The following is a 19,628-nucleotide window of genomic DNA, read 5'->3' as shown; positions in this document are numbered from 1 at the left end:
GGTCGGGGGTGCGGGGCTTGATCCGCAGGGCGCTGATTCCCCAGTACACGGCCAGGGCGCCGAGCAGCAGGCTCAGGTACGACCAGCCGAAGAGCGCGAAGAAGAAGGCCCACATACCGCCGAGCAGGGCGTAGCGCGCACGGCGCTGGGCGGGGTCCGTCGGGTCCCAGCGGGTCCCGGAGGAGGGGCCGCCGGACGGACCCTCCGGCCCGTTGTCGTTGCCGTTGCCGGGGCGCTCGCCGAAGCCGCCCTGGGAGCGGCCGGGCTGCCGGTCGCTCCAGTGGCCGCCCCAGGGGGAGCCGCCGCCCTCGCCCTCGCCGCCCGCCGGGCGGCGCGGCTGCCACGGCCGGTCGGGCGTGCCCTCCGGCGGCGGCGCGAACGGGTTGTCCTCCGAGACCGGCCCGTCGCCGCCGCCCTGCTGGTCGCCGTCGCGGCCCGAGGGCGCGTCGGGCGGCGAGCCGGGGCGCTCGCGCAGCAGTACGCCGCTGCGCACCACGCCCTGCGGCGACTGCGGGGCGAGCGTGAGGAGTCGCTGGCTGCGGTCCGGCATCAAGTGAGCGTCTTCCCCTTGGTGAGTACGACTGATGTCGCGTTGGCGAATACGACGGGTGGCGCGGCGGGTCCTGCGTGAGCTGTCTCCGTGCGCCGTCTCCCTGGTGAACGCGTCGCAGACCGACGACGTTCCCGAGCCCGCTCCTCCCAGACGCTACCTTCCGGCCACGCCCCCGTCCCGTGGGGGCCGCTTCGTGTGCCGGTATCGTTGCTGGCGGTCGGCCGCTTCGTAGACTTCCCCGTATCCGGGGGCGCGAAGCATTCGTACGACTGTACAAACGCTTCCCCGAGAAAGGGCCCCACCGTGGCCGCCAAGCCCGTGGTCAAGCGCCTGGTCGTGCTGGTCTCCGGATCAGGTACCAACCTTCAGGCGCTCCTCGACGCCATCGAGAGCGTCGGCAGCGAGGCGTACGGAGCCGAGATCGTGGCCGTCGGCGCGGACCGCGACGGCATCGAGGGGCTCGCCCGCGCCGAGCGCGCCGGACTGCCGACCTTCGTGACGAGGGTCAAGGACCACGGCAGCCGGTCGGCGTGGGACGCGGCCCTCACCGAGGCCGTCGCCGCCCACGAGCCCGACCTCGTGGTGTCGGCCGGGTTCATGAAGATCGTGGGGAAGGAATTCCTCGCCAGGTACGGCGGGCGGTTCGTCAACACGCACCCCGCCCTGCTGCCCAGTTTCCCCGGAGCCCATGGTGTGCGGGACGCGCTCGCGTACGGCGCCAGGGTCACCGGCTGCACCGTCCACTTCGTCGACGACGGCGTCGACACCGGGCCGATCATCGCGCAGGGCGTGGTGGAGGTCCGGGACGAGGACGACGAGAGCGCTCTGCACGAGCGCATCAAGGAAGTCGAGCGAAGGCTGCTCGTCGATGTCGTGGGGCGGCTCGCCCGCAACGGCTATCGCATTGAGGGACGAAAGGTAGTTATCCAGTGACCGCCACCGCCGAGAACAAGCGGGCCATCCGTCGCGCGCTCGTCAGCGTCTACGACAAGACCGGGCTCGAAGAGCTGGCCCGCGGGCTCCACGAGGCCGGAGTCGAGCTGGTCTCCACCGGGTCCACCGCCGCCCGTATCGCCGCCGCCGGCGTCCCCGTCACCAAGGTCGAGGAGCTCACCGGCTTCCCCGAGTGCCTGGACGGCCGGGTCAAGACCCTGCACCCCAAGGTCCACGCCGGCATCCTCGCCGACCTGCGGCTGGACAGCCACCGCGAGCAGCTGGCCGAGCTGGGCGTCGAGCCGTTCGACCTCGTCGTCGTGAACCTCTACCCGTTCCGCGAGACCGTCGCCTCGGGCGCCTCCGCCGACGAGTGCGTGGAGCAGATCGACATCGGCGGCCCGTCGATGGTCCGCGCCGCCGCCAAGAACCACCCGTCGGTCGCCGTGGTGACCAGCCCGGTGCGCTACGGCGACGTCCTCGCCGCGGTCAAGGAGGACGGGTTCGACCTCGCCACCCGCAAGCGGCTCGCCGCCGAGGCCTTCCAGCACACCGCGTCGTACGACATGGCGGTCGCGGGCTGGTTCGCGAGCTCCTACGCGCCCGTCGACGACTCGCAGTTCCCCGACTTCCTCGGCACCGCGCTGGAGCGCAAGAGCACGCTGCGCTACGGCGAGAACCCGCACCAGCCGGCCGCCCTCTACGTCGACGGCTCGGGCTCCGGCCTCGCCGAGGCCGAGCAGCTGCACGGCAAGGAGATGTCGTACAACAACTACACGGACACGGACGCCGCCCGCCGTGCCGCGTACGACCACGCCGAGCCGGCCGTCGCGATCATCAAGCACGCCAACCCGTGCGGCATCGCGACCGGCGCGGACGTCGCCGAGGCGCACCGCAAGGCGCACGCCTGCGACCCGCTGTCGGCGTTCGGCGGCGTGATCGCCGTCAACCGCCCGGTGTCCAAGGAGATGGCCGAGCAGGTCGCGGAGATCTTCACCGAGGTCATCGTGGCGCCCGACTACGAGGAGGGGGCCCTGGAGGCCCTCGCCAAGAAGAAGAACATCCGGGTGCTGAAGGCGGCCGGCGCCCCCGCGAACCCGGTCGAGGTCAAGCCGGTCGACGGCGGCGCGCTGCTCCAGGTGACCGACCGCCTCCAGGCCGACGGCGACGACCCCGCCAACTGGACCCTCGCCACCGGCGAGGCGCTCGACGCCGCCGAACTGGCCGAGCTGGCCTTCGCCTGGAAGGCGTGCCGGGCCGTGAAGTCCAACGCCATCCTGCTCGCCAAGGACGGCGCCTCGGTCGGCGTGGGCATGGGCCAGGTCAACCGGGTCGACTCCGCGAAGCTGGCCGTGGAGCGGGCCGGCGAGGAGCGGGCGCGCGGTTCGTACGCCGCCTCCGACGCCTTCTTCCCGTTCCCCGACGGCCTGGAGATCCTCACCGCGGCCGGCGTGAAGGCCGTGGTCCAGCCCGGCGGTTCGGTCCGTGACGAGCTGGTCGTGGAGGCCGCGAAGAAGGCGGGCGTCACGATGTACTTCACCGGGACGCGGCACTTCTTCCACTGACCGCGGATCCCGCCGTGGCGGCCCGGGCCCGACACGGACCGGGCGGCCACGGCGGGAATGCACCAGGGCCGTGCCCCTCCCCTCCACGGGGGACGGGACACGGCCCTTGGGCGTGCCGGTACGGCTGCTGCCTCGCGTCGTCCGGTCAGTACCGCGGACGGCTGAACCAGGCGGCGCCGGACGGGGCGATCATCGCCGCCGCCATGATGCCGCCGAAGCCGATCCACAGCAGCGCCCACACGAAGGCGGCCGAGGAGCTGGCGCTGGCCGCGCTGATCAGGATGAGGACGCCGAAGAGGGCGCCCAGGATGCCGTAGATCATGGTGGTGATACGGATGCCCTGGCCACCGCGGCCGAACTTCACGCCCAAGGTGATCGACAGTGCCGTCAGGCCCAGGAAGATCACCCCGATGACGACGATGATGCCCGCGGACGCGTGACCGAGGTCGGAGAACCCGTTGCGGCCGAACGTGTCCTCGCCCGAGTTGGAGGCGTCGTTGACCGCGGCGGCGCCGAGGACCATCAGGATGCCGCCGATGGCCTGCACCGCCGCCACGATGTAGAGCAGCACGCGCGCGGTCGTCATCAGACCCGGCATCGTCTGCGGCATCGTGTTCACACCCGCGTAGCCGGGGTAGCCCTGCTGCGGGTATCCGTAGCCCTGCTGCGGCGGGACGCCGGGCGGCTGCTGGGGGTAGCCGTAGCCGGGAGCGGCCGGCGGCTGCTGGGGCGGCTGCCCGTAGGGGTTGTTCGGGTCGCCGAAACTCATGGCGGTCCTTCCTCCGTGTTGCCCAGGTGCGGGGACGACGCGCGGCACGGTTTCGGAGGAAGGTTCTACAGATGCGGTCCGTCCCCCCGGTACTGCCCGCGACACTGTGCTGCTCATCGTTCTTTAGACGCCTCTTACTTGTCCAGCGGCATTCCGCATGTGTTGTGCAAGTGCAACATCGCCGATCATGGGCGGATACTGCGGATTCGGCTGGTATGGCGGACGCGGGCGCCGCGCGACGGCCGGGGACGGACCGGCCTTGTCGCGGACCCGGATTGGAACCCGGGGGCGGTCATCCGGGAGGATGGGGTCATGACCGCCCAGATTCTCGATGGCAAGGCCACCGCAGCCGAGATCAAGTCCGATCTGACCGCCCGCGTTGCGGCGCTGAAGGAGAAGGGCGTCACGCCCGGCCTCGGCACGATCCTCGTCGGGGAAGACCCCGGCAGCCAGAAGTACGTCGCCGGCAAGCACCGCGACTGCGCCGAGGTCGGCATCGCGTCCATCCAGCGCGAACTGCCCGCCACCGCCACGCAGGACGAGATCGAGGCGGTCGTGAAGGAGCTGAACGAGGACCCGGCGTGCACCGGCTACATCGTTCAGCTGCCGCTGCCCAAGGGCATCGACGAGAACCGCATCCTCGAACTGATGGACCCGCACAAGGACGCCGACGGTCTGCACCCGACCAACCTCGGCCGCCTGGTGCTCAACGAGCCCGCCCCGCTGCCCTGCACCCCCAACGGTGTGCTGACGCTGCTGCGCCGCTACGGCGTGGAGACCAAGGGTGCCGAGGTGGTGGTCGTCGGGCGCGGCGTCACCATCGGGCGTTCGATGCCGCTGCTGCTGACGCGGCGCAGCGAGAACGCGACGGTGACCCAGTGCCACACCGGCACCCGTGACCTGTCCGCCCACCTCAAGCGGGCCGACATCATCGTCGCCGCGGCCGGTTTCGCGCACCTGATCCGCCCCGAGGACGTCAAGCCGGGTGCCGCCGTCCTCGACGTCGGTGTCTCGCGCAACGCCGAGGGCAAGATCGTCGGGGATGTCCACCCGGGCGTCGCCGAGGTGGCCGGCTTCATCTCCCCGAACCCGGGCGGGGTCGGCCCGATGACCCGTGCCCAGCTGCTCGTCAACGTGGTCGAGGCGGCGGAGCGCAGTGCCGGCTGAGGCGGACGAGACCCGGCAGGAGGCCGCAGGGACCTCCGCGCAGACCTCCGTACGGCCGTCCGCGCGGGTCGCCGCACGGGCGGCCGCGCCGGACCCCGCGGAGGACGAAGCGCGGAACGGGAGCCGGAACGGCGAGCGGGCCGACGGACAGGCCGACGCCCACGCCGACGCCCACGCCGACGGACAGGCCGACGGTCGGGCCGGCGGATCGGCGGACGGACCGACGGACGGTCAGGCCGACGCCCACGACGAGGGTCGGGCCGACGCACGCGTCGACGGGCCGGGCGGCGAGCGGGCGGACGCGGAGCTCACCGTCCGCGATCCGATCAGCGCGCCCGACGCCGGCGGGACGCCGCGGCGCGCCACGCGCCGGTTCCCGCTGTTCACCAAGGACACCGCGCGTCCCGAGGGCGGCGGCCGGGCCGCGCCCGGCGACGCTCCGGCCCCCGCGCGGCAGTGGCCGATCCTCGCCGTGCTGATCGTGGTCGGGCTGGGCCTGCTGCTGACGGCGCTGGACCAGTTCCGGGTCGGGACGATCCTGATCGGCGCGGCCCTCCTCGCCGGAGCGGTCATGCGCTGGATGCTGCCCGGTGTCGGCATGCTCGCGGTGCGCTCCCGCTTCACGGACATCGCGACCTACGGCGTGCTGGGCCTCGCCATCGTGCTGCTCGCCCTGATGGCGCAGCCGAACCCGTGGCTGGTGATCCCCTTCCTGAAGGGCGCGCTGCACTTCAGCGTCAGCGGCTGAGTCCCGCGTACGACGTACGGCGGTCCGTCCTCACCCCCGTCGGAGGACGGCCCGCCGCCGGACACCACCCTCCCCCGCCGTGAACGCGCGGTTCAACCGCTGCCGACGCGCTGTGTCACGGAAGTGACCGTTCCGCTACCGTGTCCGCGCCATGCCACAAATGCGATGCCGCGAGTGCGATGCCGCGAGCGTGACGCCCCGTTCGCGATGCCCGTCCGCGGTGCCCGTTCGCGGTGCCCGTTCGCGGTGCCCGTTCGCGGTGCCCATGCGTGGACGCCCATGCGTGGACGCCCGTGCGTGGACGCCCGTGCGTGGATGCCCGTGCGTGGATGCCCGTGTGTGATGCCTTGACCGGTTGATCCGGAGGCATTTGAGGCACGTGAGGTCACGCTTGTGTGCCCACTGTGTCGATGAGTTGACAAGTTCGGAAAGCGTCCCGAATCGGCCGTACAGCGCGACTAACGTGTCCAATCAGGACGGTCCGGGACGTCCATCGATCAGTCGGGCGTGCAGAGGTGTACGCGCGCGGTCCGCGCGCTCCCGTGCGCCCTCACCCCGGGAACTGGGCCCCAGGCCGGGCGCATCCCTGTGGGTAGCCGGAACGGGGGACCCGGCCGAGGGCGTCACGCACGGGAACGATCGGCACCTACCGGGGGGAAGAGGGGGGTTCGATGCCTCGTTGGAGGGCCTTGCCGGATGAACTCGATCCGCAGGTGAGTGAGTTCGTCAGTCAGTTACGGCGGCTGGTGGACCGCGGCGGTCTCAGCGTCGCGGCGGTGGCCGACCGCACGGGCTACAGCAAGACGTCCTGGGAGCGCTATCTCAACGGCCGACTCCTGGCGCCCAAGGGGGCGGTCGTCGCCCTGGCCGAGGTCACCGACACCAGCCCGGTCCATCTGACCACCATGTGGGAACTCGCCGAACGCGCCTGGAGCCGTTCGGAGATGCGTCACGACATGACCATGGAGGCCTTCCGTATCTCCCAGGCGCGGGCCGCGCTGGGGGAGTTCGGCGCCCCGCCGGTGGGCACCGAGCCGCCAGGGAAGGCCAGGCCGGGCAGAGCGGCCCGCCAGGGCGGCAGCGCCACGGTGACCCCCGGGATCGCGGGTCCCGCGGGTGTCGCCCCGACGGTGCCGCAGCAGTCGGGACGACCCGACGTCGACGTCCGGCAGCGCGGCCAGGCCGTCCGCCGCGGTTCCGGCCCGGGCCCGGGTTCCGGTCCGGAGCCGAGCCCGTACGGCGCACCGCCACGGGGCGACGGGCCAGGGGGCGGCGGTCCGGCCGGCGACTCGGCCGGCTCGCCCGGGAAGCGGCGGGCGACGATGTTCCTCTCGGGTCTCGTCGGGGTCCTCGTCGTCATGGCCGGAGTGTTCTACTTCGCCACCGACGACGGCGACGGCAACGGGAAGGCGGGGACGTCCGGTTCGCCCTCGGCCCCGGTGGACACCACCGTCGCGCTGCCCGCAGGGGTGAAGTGCAGCGGAGCGGGCTGCACCGGCAAGGACGCGGAGCGCATGGGGTGCAGCGGCGCCCTGGTCACCACCGCCGCGAGGGCGACCGTCGCCACGACCGTCGTCGAGGTTCGCTACAGCGCCACCTGCAAGGCCGCTTGGGGGCGCATCACGGGCGCCGCGCGCGGGGACGAGGTCCGGGTCACCGTCGGTACGGCCCGGCGGTCCGGCACCATCACGGCCGCCGGGGACACCATCGCGTACACGCCGATGCTGGCCGTGAAGGACGCGGGCGAGGCGACGGCGTGCGCGACTTTGGCATCCGGGGCGAAGGGGTGCACGCGGTAGCGGTCCGGGGTGTGGTGGGGCGGGCCGTGCGGGCCCTGGTCGTGTGAGTCGTGGGGTGCGACCGGCGTCACGAACATTTCGGGGTCGGACACGCATGATCGTGGGCATCCGGGGCAGGCGGACATCACCCCCACGGGAGTCCGGCGAACCGGCACCCCCACGGCGGCCGCCCGTGCCCCCTCTCCCGGACCGGCGGCCGCCGCTCGCGCCCTCCCGGCCGCCGCCGTCACCCTCCGGCCGTGAGCCCGGCCGCCGCTCACACCTTCCGGTCCGTCCTCAAGTCCGGCAGCCGTCCTCGCCCTTCGGGCGGTAGGTCCGGCCGCCGCCGTCACCCTTCGGGCCGTACGCCGACCGCCGCGTTCACCCTTCGGGCGGTAAGTCCGGCCGCCGTACTCACTCTTCGGGCCGTACGCCGACCGAGGCGTTTCCGTACGGCCGTTCACCCGGTTGGCGTCCCTCTGTGGGGCGGGCCACAGGGGCCCGGGCGTCCGGCATCCCGGATGCGCGATAGCCTGACCGCTGGATCTCTCTTGACGCCAAGAGATCGATCATTCGTACCGGTGATCGATCATCGCGGCCGGCGCCGGTCACGAGCCGACGGCGGGGATCCCGAACCCCCGGGGCAGGGACGCCCCACCGCCAGCTGTCATACGGAGAACGCCATGACCCGCACTCCCGTGAACGTCACCGTCACCGGCGCGGCCGGCCAGATCGGTTACGCCCTGCTCTTCCGCATCGCCTCCGGTCAGCTGCTCGGCGCGGACGTGCCGGTCAAGCTGCGCCTCCTGGAGATCACCCCGGCGCTGAAGGCCGCCGAGGGCACGGCCATGGAGCTGGACGACTGCGCGTTCCCGCTGCTTCAGGGCATCGACATCACGGACGACCCGAACGTCGCCTTCGACGGCACGAACGTCGCCCTCCTCGTGGGCGCCCGCCCGCGCACCAAGGGCATGGAGCGCGGTGACCTGCTCTCCGCCAACGGTGGCATCTTCAAGCCGCAGGGCAAGGCCATCAACGACCACGCCGCGGACGACATCAAGGTCCTCGTCGTCGGCAACCCGGCCAACACCAACGCGCTCATCGCGCAGGCCGCCGCTCCGGACGTGCCGGCCGAGCGCTTCACCGCGATGACCCGCCTCGACCACAACCGCGCGCTGACCCAGCTCGCGAAGAAGACCGGCACCACGGTCGCGGACATCAAGCGCCTGACGATCTGGGGCAACCACTCCGCCACCCAGTACCCCGACATCTTCCACGCCACGGTCGCCGGCAAGAACGCCGCCGAGGTCGTGAACGACGAGAAGTGGCTGGCCGAGGACTTCATCCCGACCGTCGCCAAGCGCGGTGCCGCGATCATCGAGGCCCGTGGCGCGTCCTCCGCCGCCTCCGCCGCCAACGCCGCCATCGACCACGTGTACACGTGGGTCAACGGCACGGCCGACGGCGACTGGACCTCCATGGGCATCCCGTCGGACGGCTCCTACGGCGTCCCGGAGGGCCTGATCTCCTCGTTCCCCGTCACCACCAAGGACGGCAAGTACGAGATCGTCCAGGGCCTGGACATCAACGAGTTCTCGCGCGCCCGCATCGACGCCTCCGTCAAGGAGCTCGAGGAGGAGCGCGACGCGGTCCGCGGCCTCGGCCTCATCTGAGCCGTCCTCGGCCGACCGCGCCTTCGCGGTTCTGTCACGACCTCGCACAGGCCCTGTTCCGGTTACGACCGGAACGGGGCCTGTGGCCGTTTTCGCCGCTACCGTCAAAAGCGGTGGCCGACGTCGCAAGCGGTGGCCGACAGGGCGTTCGGGGGGTCCGTGATGGACGCATTCGGATGGGACGGCTCCGGTCCGGCACACGAGCCGGGTGCCGGGCGCGAGGCCGGCTTCGGACACGAGCCGAGTCCAGGGCGCGAGCCGAGTTCGGGGCACGAGTCGAGCTCCGGGCGTGAGCCCGGCTCCGGGTACGAGTGGAACGAGGAGGGTTCGGCCCCGCCGTGGGCGTCGGCCGAGACCCGGACCGGACCGGCGCTGCCACCGTCGTGGACACCCTCGCCGGACGGGTCCGCGGCTCCCCTCCCGCCGCCGTGGACACCTTCGCCCGACGACCGGCCCGCGACTCCCCTTCCGTCACCCTGGGCACCCGCCGCCGGTCCCACCCCGGCTCCCGCTCCTGCCTCCGGCTCCACCCCCGTCCGTTCCCGGGTGGCGCGCCCGCTGCTCGTGATCACCGCCACCGTCGTCCTCGGCGCGGGCGTCGGAACCGGGCTCTGGTACCTCACCCGCGACCCCGGCACCCTGCCCGGCGCCGCCCCGACCGTCGCCGCCCCGGCCGCCGAGGACACCGCGGCCACCGACGGCACGGCCGCCTCCGAGGACACCGCGAGCACCCCGGCCACCGACGCCGACGCGACCTCGGCGCCGCCCACGGCCTCGGCGCCGGTGAAGTCGTCCGCGGCGCCGTCCGGGTCGGCCGCCCCGGGCTACCGCACGGCCCGTGACCCGGTGGGTTACACCGTGGCCGTCCCCGAGGGCTGGACCCGCAGGCAGAAGCAGGGCGAGCTGGCCCCGGTCGTCTCCTACGACTCCCCGTACGACGGCCGCCGACTCCAGATCTTCGCGCTCGCCGAGAGCACCCCGGCCGAGTCCCTGGACCTCGCCGAGCACGACCCCGGTTACGGCTTCGCCCGCCAGCCCGGCTACCGGGTCCTCGACCGCAGGTCCGACACCGCCTGGTCCGAGCTGACCTACCGCTACGACGACGCGGACGGCGGCCCCCGCCAGGTGATCGACCACCGCTTCCGGGCCGCCGACGGCACGCTCTACGCGATCCGCTCCAGCGGCCCCGAGAACCTCGCCGCCGACCTGGTCCGCGCCCCGCTGGCCACGGCGGTCGCGTCCTTCTGCCCATCGGGCGGCCGGTGCGGATAGGGCGCGGCCCACGGGCCGCGCCCTATCGGCGCTCTCCGTTCCCGCGCGCTAACGCTTCCGCAGTTCCTCGGCCATGCCGTGCAGTGCCCGGGCCGCCCACTTCTGCAAGCCGGGCCCGAACGTGATCCGGGTGGCGCCCAGCGCACCGAGCTCGCCCGGCGAGGGGCCGTCGCCGTCCAGCCGGGCGAACACGTTGAGCGGGCCCCGAATATCCGACCGCAGCCGCGGCAGCAGTTCCGCCGGGGCGCCGATCGGATAGACGCAGTCGGCCCCGGCGGCCACATACAGCGCGGCCCGCTCGACGGCCTCGCCGGGATCGGTGACCCCGCGCAGGAAGGTGTCGACCCGCGCGTTGACGAAGAGCCGGCCGGCGGCCGCCGACCGCACCTCGGCCAGCCAGTCGGCGTGTTCCCGAGGATCCTTCAGGACGCCGTCCGAGGAGTCCTCCAGGTTGCAGCCCACGGCCCCCGTCTCCAGCAGCCGCTCCACCAGCTCCCCCGGCGGGAGCCCGTATCCGTCCTCGACGTCCGCCGACACCGGGACGTCCACGGCCCGTACGATCCTCGCCACCGCCGCGAACATCTCGTCCGGCGGGGTCGCGCCGTCCGCGTACCCCAGCGAGGCGGCGACCCCCGCGCTCGGCGTGGCCAGGGCCGGGAACCCGGCGTCGGCGAACACCCGGGCGCTCGCCGCGTCCCACGGGCCGGGCAGGACGAGCGGGTCGTCCGGCGAGCGGCGCAGGTGCAGGGCGCGTAAGGCCTCGGCCTTGTTCACGGTCGCCGTCCTCTCCCCGTCATCCGTGCTGTCCGGGCCGGTAGTGCCCCGGCACCATCCGGGTGGTCACCGCGAACCGGTTCCACGCGTTGATCACCGTGATCGCGGCGACGAGCTGCGCCAGCTCGGCCTCGTCGAACTGCTTGGCGGCCCGCTCGTACACCTCGTCCGGTACGAACCCGTCGGTGAGGACCGTGACGGCCTCGGTCAGCTCCAGCGCCGCGAGCTCCTTCTCCGTGTAGAAGTGCCGGGACTCCTCCCAGGCGGCGACCTGGATGATCCGTTCCACGCTCTCGCCCGCCGCGAGCGCGTCCTTGGTGTGCATGTCGAGACAGAACGCGCAGTGGTTGAGCTGTGAGGCGCGGATCTTCACCAGCTCGGCCAGCCGCGGGTCGAGCCCGGCCCGCGCGGCCCGGTCCAGCCGGACCATCGCCTTGTAGACCTCGGGCGAGTGCTGGGCCCAGGCGAGCCGGGGGGTGTGCTCGGGGGCGTACTCGGTCGAACCGGCCGGCGTGGTCGGCGTCGTGCCGGTCGTGTCGGAGTCGTGGTTGTCGTGGTTGTCGTTCGCGCTCATGATGTCGACCCTAGGGGCGAGGCAGCCCACGGGTATGGTCCATTTCCATGGCTGAATCGTGGGCCACTCTGGGCATCGACCTGCATCTGGAACCGTCCGGACCGGGCCTGCGCCGCGGGCTGACCGACGCCCTGCGCGAGGCGGTCCGCAGTGGACGGCTGACCGCGGGCACCCGGCTGCCGTCCTCCCGGTCCCTCGCCGCCGACCTGGGCATCGCCCGCAACACCGTCGCCGACGCCTACGCCGACCTGGTCGCCGAGGGCTGGCTGACCGCCCGGCAGGGCTCCGGCACCCGGGTCGCCGAACACGCGCTGCCCCGCCCGGCCGGCCGCTCCGCACGCCGGCCGCGACCGCCGGGGCGGCCCGCCTACAGCCTCGTCCCGGGCAACCCCGACCTCGCGACCTTCCCGCGCGCCGAGTGGCTGCGGGCCGCCCGCCGCGCCCTGGCCGCCGCCCCGAACGACGCCCTCGGCTACGGCGACCCGCGCGGCCGCGTCGAACTGCGCACCGCGCTCGCGGGCTACCTCTCCCGGGCCAGGGGCGTGCGCGCGGACCCCGACCGCATCCTCGTCTGCGCCGGGTTCACCCACGGCCTGCGGCTGCTCGGCGAGTTGCTGCACGCCCGCGGGCTGCGCACCCTGGCCGTGGAGTCGTACAGCCTCGACGTGCACCGCGACCTCGTCGAGCGCGCCGGCCTGCGTACCGTCCCGCTGCCCTTCGACGAACGCGGCACCCGCCCGGGGGACCTGACGGGCGTACGGGCGATGCTGCTGACCCCCGCCCACCAGTTCCCGATGGGCGTCGCGCTGCGCCCCGAACACCGGGCCGCCGTGGTCGACTGGGCCCGTCGCACCGGCGGCCTGATCCTGGAGGACGACTACGACGGCGAGTTCCGCTACGACCGTCAGCCCGTCGGCGCCCTCCAGGACCTGGACCCCGAGCACGTGGTCTACCTCGGCACGGCCAGCAAGTCCCTGGCTCCCGGCCTGCGCCTGGGCTGGCTGGTGCTGCCGCCGTCCCTGGACCCGCAGGAGGTGGCGGGGGTGGGCTTCGCCACCAGCGTGCTGGACCAGCTCACCTTCGCCGAGTTCATCACCTCCGGCGCCTACGACCGTCATGTGCGCGCCGTCCGCCAGCGGTACCGCCGCCGTCGTGACGCCCTGGTCGCCGCGCTCGCCGACCACGCGCCGGGCATCCGCGTCACCGGCATCGCCGCCGGTCTGCACGCCGTCGTACGGCTGCCGCCCGGAACCGAGCAGTCGGTGGTCCGGGCGGCCGCCTGGCAGGGGCTGGCCGTCCAGGGCCTGTCCCGCTTCCGCCATGAACTGGCCACCGCGGAGCCGCTGGACGCCTTGGTCGTCGGCTACGGCACCCCGTCGGACCACGCGTGGACCGGCACCCTGGAGGCACTGCTCAGGGCGTTGCCGTAGGGGGCGACACGGGCGTCTCCCGCGGCGCCGCCGTCTCCTGCGGCGCCTCCCCGAACCGCGCCAGCGCCAGCGCGCCCGCCACCGCCACCGCGAAGCCCAGCGCCGCCAGCCAGGTCAGCCCCTCCCGGGTGCGGTCGCCGAGCCAGATCACGCCCACCGCCGCCGGGCCGATCGTCTCGCCGATCACCATGCCGGCCGTCGCCGTCGTCACCGAACCGCGTTGCAGCGCCGAGGTCAGCAGCAGGAACGCGGCACCCCCGCCGAGCAGCAGCGCATAGGCCGCCGGGTTGGTCAGCAGGTCGACCGGCCGCAACGAGTCGATCAGCCGGACCGACACCTCGACCACCCCGAAGCCGAAGCCCGCGCCCAGTCCGAGCACCAGGGCCCGGGTCCGCCCGTGCAGCCGTCCGCCGAGCAGGCCCAGCAACAGCACCGCCAGGGCCGTGGCCACCATCGCGTACCGCAGCGCCCCCGGCCCGTTCTCGGCCCCTTCCGTCCCGGACGCCAGGCCCAGCATCGCCAGCCCCAGGCACACCACCGCGACCGCGGTCCACTCCACCCCGCTCAGCCGCACCTTCAGCAGCCGTGCCGCCACCACCGCCGTCACCGCGAGGCTCGCGGCCAGCGCGGCGCTCACCGCGTAGATCGGCAGCGAACGCAGCGCCGCGATCTGGAGCAGGAACCCCAGCCCGTCCAGCGCCAGTCCGGCCAGATACCGCCACTGCCGCAGCGCCCGCAGCAACAGCGCGGCGTCCCCGCCGCCCCCGGCCGCGCCCGCCTCCCGCGCGGCCATCGCCTGGAGAACCGTCGCCGTACCGAAGCACACCGCGGCACCGAGCGCGCACACCATCCCGAACAGCACGAAAGCGACCCCAAGGGAGCGGGAGGCCGCCGTACCCCCTGCCGGGCCCGGCGCACCTGTCTCTAGGATGACCGCCGGACATCACCGACCGACGGGGGACACGAACATGGCAGACACACGCAGACAACTACGCTCCGGCACGGTGATCCTCGGCGGCATGGGCCTCCTCGCCACCGCCCTGACCGCCTGCTCCTCCGCCCCGGACCAGCGCTGCGTCGACCGGAACAGCTACCAGCTCGGCAAGGGCTACAAGGTCGTCTCCGACAAGAACTGCAAGTCCACCACGTCCACCACGACTTCCAAGACCTCCAAGACCTCCAAGACCGCCGTGAACGGCGCCTGGTACTACGGCGGCAACGAGAAGAAGTCCTGGGTCACCGGGGGCTCCTTCACCAAGCCGCGCAAGAGCTCCGGCTCCGGTACCGGCTCGGGTTCGCGCGGCTCCTCGGACGACGACAGCCACAAGAGCGGGGTCCACCGCGGCGGCTTCGGCAGCGGCGGCCACGGCAGCTCCGGCGGCTGACGGGTATCCGGACCGTGGAACGCCGTACGACCACCCCCCGTCCCGGCTGGCAGCAGACCGTCGAGGGACAGGGACTCGTCTACCCCCTCACCCGCCACCCCGACGGCTCGCTGCGCCCCTACTGGGACGAGAGCGCCTACTACGTCTTCACCCTGGACGAGGTCGAGACGCTGGAGGAGACGGTCGAGGAACTGCACCGCATGTGCCTCGCCGCGGCCGGGCACATCGTGGCGCAGAACCGTCTCGCCGACCTAGGCATCACCGACCCGCGCGTCGCCGCGGCCGTGACCGAGGCCTGGCACCGGCGCGCCGAGCTGCCCTCCCTGTACGGCCGTTTCGACCTCCGGTACGACGGCACCGGCCCGGCCAAGCTGCTGGAGTACAACGCCGACACGCCCACCTCCCTGGTCGAGGCCGCCTCACCCCAGTGGTTCTGGATGGAGGAACGTTTTCCCGGCGCCGACCAGTGGAACTCCCTGCACGAGCGACTCGTCGACAGCTGGCGCAAACAGGCCGGGCTCCTGCCGCCGGGCAGCCCCCTGCACTTCGCGCACTCCTCCGCCGACGAACTGGGCGAGGACCTGATGACGGTCGCCTATCTGAAGGAGACCGCCGAACAGGCCGGCCTCGCCACCGAGTGGATCTCCATGGAGGAGATCGGCTGGGACACCCTCTCCGGCCGTTTCGTGGACCAGCAGCTCGGATTCATCCGCAGCATCTTCAAGCTCTATCCGTGGGAGTGGCTCACCACCGACGCCTTCGCCGGTCATGTCCTCGACACCCTGGACAACGGCGGCGGCACCGGTTCCACCCTCTGGATCGAGCCCGCCTGGAAGATGCTCCTCAGCAACAAGGCGCTGCTGGCGATCCTCTGGGAGCTGTACCCGGGACACCCCAACCTGCTCCCCGCCCACCTCGACGGCCCGCGCGACCTGGCGGCCACGACCGGCTACGTGGCGAAGCCCCTCCTCGGCCGCGAGGGCGCGGGGGTGACGATCCACGAGCCCGGCTCCGCCGCTCCCGACCCCGTCGCTCCGGCACCCGGCGACGAACCCTGCTGCTATCAGGCGCTGGCGGAGCTGCCCGTCTTCGACGGCAACCACGTCGTCCTCGGCGCCTGGGTGGTCGGGGACGAGTCGGCGGGCCTCGGGATCCGGGAGTCCACCGGCCCGATCACCGACGAGTACGCCCGCTTCCTGCCCCACGTGATCCTGTAGCGGCCGGCCGGCCGGCCGGACCGACCGCTCGGGCAGGCAGGCAGGCCGCCGCCCCTTCACGCGTCCAGGACCGCCCTCAGCTGGTCCAGCCCCCAGTCCAGGTCCTCCTTCGCGATCACCAGCGGGGGTGCGATCCGGATGGTCGAGCCGTGGGTGTCCTTCACCAGGACCCCCCGGTCCATCAGCTTCTCGGAGACCTCCCGGGCCGTCCCGTACGCCGGGGCGATGTCGACGCCCGCCCACAGCCCGCGCCCGCGCACCGCCGTCGCCCGCCCGCTCGCGGTCAGCCCGGCCAGCTCCCGGTGCAGATGCGCGCCCAGCTCGGCGGCCCTGGCCTGGTACTCGCCCGACCGCAGCATCGCGATCACCTCCAGGGCCACCGCGCAGGCCAGCGGGTTCCCGCCGAACGTCGACCCGTGCTCCCCGGGCCGGAACACCCCCAGCACCGCGGCGCTCGACACCACCGCCGACACCGGCACGATCCCGCCGCCCAGGGCCTTGCCCAGCACATACACATCGGGCACCACGCCCTCGTGCTCGCACGCGAACGTACGTCCGGTCCGGCCGAGGCCCGACTGGATCTCGTCGGCGACGAACAGCACGTTCCGCTCCCGGGTCAGCTCCCGCACCGCCGGCAGATACCCGGCCGGCGGCACCAGCACCCCCGCCTCGCCCTGGATCGGCTCCAGCAGCACGGCCACCGTGTTCTCGGTCAGCGCCGAGCGCAGCGCCGTGAGGTCGCCGTACGGCACGATCTCGAAGCCCGGCGTGTACGGCCCGAAGTCCGCCCGTGCCTCCGGATCGGTCGAGAAGCTGATCACCGTCGTCGTCCGGCCGTGGAAGTTGTTGCCCGCGACCACGATCTTCGCCATCTCCGACGGCACGCCCTTGACCCGGTACCCCCACTTCCGGGCGGTCTTCACGGCCGTCTCGACCGCCTCCACGCCCGTGTTCATCGGCAGCACCATCTCCATCCCGCACAGCTCCGCGAGCGCGGCGCAGAACGCCGCGAAACGGTCGTGGTGGAACGCCCGGGACGTCAGCGTCACCCGGTCCAGCTGGGCCTTCGCCGCCTCGATCAGCCGCCGGTTGCAGTGTCCGAAATTGAGCGCGGAGTATCCGGCCAGCAGGTCCAGATACCGGCGCCCCTCGACGTCGGTCATCCACGCGCCGTCGGCGGTGGCGACGACCACCGGCAGCGGGTGGTAGTTGTGCGCGCTGTGCTCCTCGGCCGCGCGGACCAGGGACTCTGTGGCGGTCACGGGGTCGGTCACTGTGCCCTCCAGGACGTGGGACGGTCCCCCTTCCTATCGTCGCTCGCATGATGGACGCGCGACCATGCGCCGCGACGCGCCCGGTAGGCTTTCTCACGGGCCGTGACTGGCGCGCTGGGATGGGACGAACCATCGGGGAGCGGCCCGGTAGTGACCAGTGCCGTGCGCCTGGGCCGTGCCGTGAACCGTGACCGCTTCGATGCCACGCCACCCGGAGGCCGAGATGACAGAGCAGCAGCCCCTCTCCACCGAGTCCACCGCCTTCCGCGCCGCCCTCGACGTGATCCGAGCCGTCGAGCCCCGCGTCGCCGACGCCATCGGCCAGGAGGTCGCCGACCAGCGCGAGATGCTCAAGCTGATCGCGTCCGAGAACTACGCCTCCCCGGCGACCCTGCTGGCCATGGGCAACTGGTTCAGCGACAAGTACGCCGAGGGCACCGTCGGCCGCCGCTTCTACGCCGGCTGCCGCAACGTCGACACCGTCGAGTCCCTCGCCGCCGAGCACGCCCGCGAGCTCTTCGGCGCCCGCCACGCCTACGTCCAGCCGCACTCCGGCATCGACGCCAACCTCGTCGCCTTCTGGGCCGTGCTCGCCGACCGGGTCGAGGCCCCCTTCCTGGCGAAGACCGGCGCCCGCCAGGTCAACGACCTCTCCGACGCCGACTGGGCCGAGCTGCGCCAGGCCTTCGGCAACCAGCGCATGCTCGGCATGTCCCTGGACGCCGGCGGCCACCTCACGCACGGCTTCCGGCCCAACATCAGCGGCAAGATGTTCGACCAGCGCTCCTACGGCACCGACCCGGCCACCGGCCTCATCGACTACGAGGCACTGCGCGCCTCCGCCCGCGAGTTCAAGCCGCTGATCATCGTCGCGGGCTACTCCGCGTACCCCCGGCTGGTGAACTTCCGGATCATGCGCGAGATCGCCGACGAGGTCGGCGCCACGCTCATGGTCGACATGGCCCACTTCGCGGGCCTGGTCGCGGGCAAGGTCCTGACCGGCGACTTCGACCCGATCCCGCACGCCCAGATCGTCACCACGACCACCCACAAGTCGCTGCGCGGCCCGCGCGGCGGCATGGTCCTGTGCGACGACTCCCTCAAGGACCAGGTCGACCGCGGCTGCCCGATGGTCCTCGGCGGCCCGCTCCCGCACGTCATGGCCGCCAAGGCGGTCGCCCTGGCCGAGGCCCGGCAGCCCGCCTTCCAGGACTACGCCCAGCGGATCGTGGACAACTCCCGCGCGCTGGCCGAGGGCCTGACGCGGCGCGGCGCGACCCTGGTCACCGGCGGTACCGACAACCACCTCAACCTGATCGACGTCGCCTCCTCCTACGGTCTCACCGGCCGTCAGGCCGAGGCCGCCCTGCTCGACTCCGGCATCGTCACCAACCGCAACGCCATCCCCGCCGACCCCAACGGCGCCTGGTACACCTCCGGCATCCGCATCGGCACCCCGGCCCTGACCACCCGTGGTCTGGGCACCGCCGAGATGGACGAGGTCGCCGGACTCATCGACCGTGTGCTGACCACCACCGAGCCCGGCACCACCGCCAAGGGCGCCCCCTCCAAGGCGCAGCACGTCCTCGACCCGAAGATCGCGGACGAGATCTCCCGCCGCGCCACCGACCTGGTCGCGGGCTTCCCGCTGTACCCCGAGATCGACCTGGGTGCCTGACCCACGGGCCCTGACCCCGGCGGCGCGGACTACAGATCGATCAACTCCTGCCGGGGTTCCTCCCGCGGCGGTCCGGCCTCGCGCCGGGCCGCCGCGCGGCGCGCCAGCAGCGTGCCGCCGACCCCGGCGGCCAGGCCCGCCGCCGCCCACCCGGCCCGTTCCTGCCAGCGGGCCGAGGACGAGCCGGCCCCCGGCCCGTCCTCGGCCCCGCCGAGCAGCCCCGTCCGGTCCACCCGCTCGTAGACCGGGCGCGAGAGACGGTGCCAGCGGATGTCGTCGTCCTGCACGTCCGGCGAGAGATCCGAGCGCACCCAGGGGGTGCCGTCCGCGGCCACGAACAGCTGGTCCTCCCGCTCCATGGCCACGTCACCGCCCGGGGCCCGGCGGGTCTGCGGCCAGCCTCCGACACCCGTGAGCCCCCAGAGCACGGTGATCCGCACCGGCGGATACCGGCCCGCCTCCCAGTCGTCCGACACCCGCTCGGTCCGCGTGCGCGTCGGTTGCAGCAGCTGCCACAGGGCGTCGAAGCCGGGCTGTCCGGAGCGCAGGGTCTGCGTCCGCCCCGTGTGGCTCGCGACGATCAGAGCCAGGTCGGGCACGTCGCCCTCCGGCGTCCCCGCGAGCGCCGCGCCCGCGGGCACACCGCACAGGACCGCCACCAACAGCGCGACGGCCGCGCCCCGCGCCGCGACGGCCGCGCCCCGCGCCGCCGCGCGACCACCCCGTCGTGCATCGCGATGCCCGTCCCCACGGTCTCCTCGTTCCCCCTCGGCCCCGCTCCGTGGCCCCGCGGGCCGTACGCGGCCCTCATCGGATCCGGGCCGCCCCCCTTCGGATC

At 73.1% G+C, this 19,628-nt stretch carries 18 protein-coding genes and 1 riboswitch; of the genes, 11 read left to right on the top strand and 7 right to left on the bottom strand.

Translation table 11 applies throughout. The features are described from left to right. A partial coding sequence (locus FNH09_RS32980; RefSeq protein ID WP_152893569.1) for a hypothetical protein occupies window positions 1–550 on the bottom strand: 550 nt, incomplete at its 3' end. 306 nt (window positions 551–856) lie between these two features. On the opposite strand from FNH09_RS32980, the gene purN reads away from it, so the two are divergent. After that, on the top strand, window positions 857–1,486 hold the full coding sequence (purN, locus tag FNH09_RS32970; protein ID WP_162469447.1) for a phosphoribosylglycinamide formyltransferase: 630 nt from the start codon (window positions 857–859) through the stop codon (window positions 1,484–1,486). Further along, a complete protein-coding gene (gene purH, locus FNH09_RS32965; RefSeq protein WP_162469446.1) occupies window positions 1,483–3,051 on the top strand; it encodes a bifunctional phosphoribosylaminoimidazolecarboxamide formyltransferase/IMP cyclohydrolase in 1,569 nt (522 codons plus the stop codon). The genes purN and purH overlap by 4 nt, the downstream gene beginning before the upstream one ends. Window positions 3,052–3,196: 145 nt before the next feature. Here purH and FNH09_RS32960 read toward each other — a convergent pair whose 3' ends face one another. After that, a complete protein-coding gene (locus FNH09_RS32960; RefSeq protein WP_152893567.1) occupies window positions 3,197–3,820 on the bottom strand; it encodes a hypothetical protein in 624 nt (207 codons plus the stop codon). Window positions 3,821–4,132: 312 nt separating this feature from the next. On the opposite strand from FNH09_RS32960, the gene FNH09_RS32955 reads away from it, so the two are divergent. From FNH09_RS32955 to FNH09_RS49035, 5 genes are all read left to right on the top strand, one after another. After that, the gene (locus FNH09_RS32955) at window positions 4,133–4,987 is read left to right on the top strand and encodes a bifunctional methylenetetrahydrofolate dehydrogenase/methenyltetrahydrofolate cyclohydrolase (protein ID WP_152893566.1); all 855 of its coding nucleotides are present in this window, start codon (window positions 4,133–4,135) and stop codon (window positions 4,985–4,987) included. A 325-nt stretch (window positions 4,988–5,312) separates the two neighbouring features. Next, window positions 5,313–5,735, top strand: a complete 423-nt coding sequence (locus FNH09_RS32950; protein WP_162469448.1) for a DUF3017 domain-containing protein — start codon at window positions 5,313–5,315, stop codon at window positions 5,733–5,735. A 671-nt stretch (window positions 5,736–6,406) separates the two neighbouring features. Then, complete coding sequence (locus FNH09_RS32945) at window positions 6,407–7,534, top strand: helix-turn-helix domain-containing protein (protein ID WP_152893565.1); 1,128 nt, start codon at window positions 6,407–6,409, stop codon at window positions 7,532–7,534. A gap of 662 nt (window positions 7,535–8,196) precedes the next feature. Next, on the top strand, window positions 8,197–9,186 hold the full coding sequence (locus tag FNH09_RS32940; protein ID WP_152893564.1) for a malate dehydrogenase: 990 nt from the start codon (window positions 8,197–8,199) through the stop codon (window positions 9,184–9,186). A gap of 546 nt (window positions 9,187–9,732) precedes the next feature. Then, on the top strand, window positions 9,733–10,458 hold the full coding sequence (locus tag FNH09_RS49035; protein WP_338017751.1) for a hypothetical protein: 726 nt from the start codon (window positions 9,733–9,735) through the stop codon (window positions 10,456–10,458). A 48-nt stretch (window positions 10,459–10,506) separates the two neighbouring features. Here the strand turns inward: FNH09_RS49035 and FNH09_RS32930 are convergent, their stop codons facing one another. Together FNH09_RS32930 and FNH09_RS32925 are read right to left on the bottom strand one after the other, a co-directional pair. Further along, complete coding sequence (locus FNH09_RS32930) at window positions 10,507–11,232, bottom strand: isocitrate lyase/phosphoenolpyruvate mutase family protein (RefSeq protein WP_162469445.1); 726 nt, start codon at window positions 11,230–11,232, stop codon at window positions 10,507–10,509. Window positions 11,233–11,251: 19 nt separating this feature from the next. Then, the gene (locus tag FNH09_RS32925) at window positions 11,252–11,806 is read right to left on the bottom strand and encodes a carboxymuconolactone decarboxylase family protein (protein ID WP_152893562.1); all 555 of its coding nucleotides are present in this window, start codon (window positions 11,804–11,806) and stop codon (window positions 11,252–11,254) included. 47 nt (window positions 11,807–11,853) lie between these two features. On the opposite strand from FNH09_RS32925, the gene pdxR reads away from it, so the two are divergent. Continuing rightward, window positions 11,854–13,236 carry a MocR-like pyridoxine biosynthesis transcription factor PdxR gene (pdxR, locus tag FNH09_RS32920; RefSeq protein ID WP_152893561.1) on the top strand — a complete coding sequence of 461 codons (1,383 nt, stop codon included), beginning with the start codon at window positions 11,854–11,856 and terminating at the stop codon, window positions 13,234–13,236. Here pdxR and FNH09_RS32915 read toward each other — a convergent pair. Then, entirely contained in the window at window positions 13,220–14,086 is an 867-nt protein-coding gene (locus FNH09_RS32915) for a hypothetical protein (protein WP_152893571.1), read from the bottom strand. The genes pdxR and FNH09_RS32915 overlap by 17 nt on opposite strands. A gap of 118 nt (window positions 14,087–14,204) precedes the next feature. On the opposite strand from FNH09_RS32915, the gene FNH09_RS32910 reads away from it, so the two are divergent. Beyond that, window positions 14,205–14,621 carry a hypothetical protein gene (locus FNH09_RS32910; protein WP_152893560.1) on the top strand — a complete coding sequence of 139 codons (417 nt, stop codon included), beginning with the start codon at window positions 14,205–14,207 and terminating at the stop codon, window positions 14,619–14,621. A gap of 14 nt (window positions 14,622–14,635) precedes the next feature. Beyond that, window positions 14,636–15,838 (top strand): glutathionylspermidine synthase family protein, encoded by a 1,203-nt coding sequence (locus tag FNH09_RS32905; RefSeq protein ID WP_162469444.1) that lies wholly within the window; start codon window positions 14,636–14,638, stop codon window positions 15,836–15,838. Between the two features lie 56 nt (window positions 15,839–15,894). Here the strand turns inward: FNH09_RS32905 and rocD are convergent, their stop codons facing one another. Continuing rightward, window positions 15,895–17,100 carry an ornithine--oxo-acid transaminase gene (gene rocD, locus FNH09_RS32900; RefSeq protein WP_162469443.1) on the bottom strand — a complete coding sequence of 402 codons (1,206 nt, stop codon included), beginning with the start codon at window positions 17,098–17,100 and terminating at the stop codon, window positions 15,895–15,897. A 104-nt stretch (window positions 17,101–17,204) separates the two neighbouring features. Next, window positions 17,205–17,293: riboswitch (ZMP/ZTP riboswitch) on the top strand. 42 nt (window positions 17,294–17,335) lie between these two features. On the opposite strand from rocD, the gene FNH09_RS32895 reads away from it, so the two are divergent. Further along, window positions 17,336–18,790: a glycine hydroxymethyltransferase gene (locus FNH09_RS32895; protein ID WP_152893557.1), complete on the top strand. Its 1,455-nt coding sequence runs from the start codon at window positions 17,336–17,338 to the stop codon at window positions 18,788–18,790. Window positions 18,791–18,819: 29 nt separating this feature from the next. On the opposite strand, the gene FNH09_RS32890 is transcribed toward FNH09_RS32895, so the two are convergent. Continuing rightward, entirely contained in the window at window positions 18,820–19,389 is a 570-nt protein-coding gene (locus FNH09_RS32890; protein ID WP_338017750.1) for a hypothetical protein, read from the bottom strand. Window positions 19,390–19,628: the final 239 nt, after the last annotated feature.

The organism is Streptomyces adustus, from assembly GCF_009377175.1.
GTDB classification, from domain to species: Bacteria; Actinomycetota; Actinomycetes; order Streptomycetales; family Streptomycetaceae; genus Streptomyces; species Streptomyces adustus.
The sequence above is the reverse complement of the archived record's forward strand: the minus strand, read 5'-3'. Positions and strand labels throughout refer to the sequence as shown.

Bases quoted from the DNA above. Each gene is read 5' to 3' on its own strand.
- FNH09_RS32960 (WP_152893567.1), bottom strand. From the start codon at position 3,820: ATGAGTTTCGGCGACCCGAACAACCCCTACGGGCAGCCGCCCCAGCAG.
- FNH09_RS32955 (WP_152893566.1), top strand. From the start codon at position 4,133: ATGACCGCCCAGATTCTCGATGGCAAGGCCACCGCAGCCGAGATCAAG.
- FNH09_RS32945 (WP_152893565.1), top strand. From the start codon at position 6,407: ATGCCTCGTTGGAGGGCCTTGCCGGATGAACTCGATCCGCAGGTGAGT.
- FNH09_RS32940 (WP_152893564.1), top strand. From the start codon at position 8,197: ATGACCCGCACTCCCGTGAACGTCACCGTCACCGGCGCGGCCGGCCAG.
- FNH09_RS32925 (WP_152893562.1), bottom strand. From the start codon at position 11,806: ATGAGCGCGAACGACAACCACGACAACCACGACTCCGACACGACCGGC.
- pdxR (WP_152893561.1), top strand. From the start codon at position 11,854: ATGGCTGAATCGTGGGCCACTCTGGGCATCGACCTGCATCTGGAACCG.
- FNH09_RS32915 (WP_152893571.1), bottom strand. From the start codon at position 14,086: ATGGTGTGCGCGCTCGGTGCCGCGGTGTGCTTCGGTACGGCGACGGTT.
- FNH09_RS32910 (WP_152893560.1), top strand. From the start codon at position 14,205: ATGGCAGACACACGCAGACAACTACGCTCCGGCACGGTGATCCTCGGC.
- FNH09_RS32895 (WP_152893557.1), top strand. From the start codon at position 17,336: ATGACAGAGCAGCAGCCCCTCTCCACCGAGTCCACCGCCTTCCGCGCC.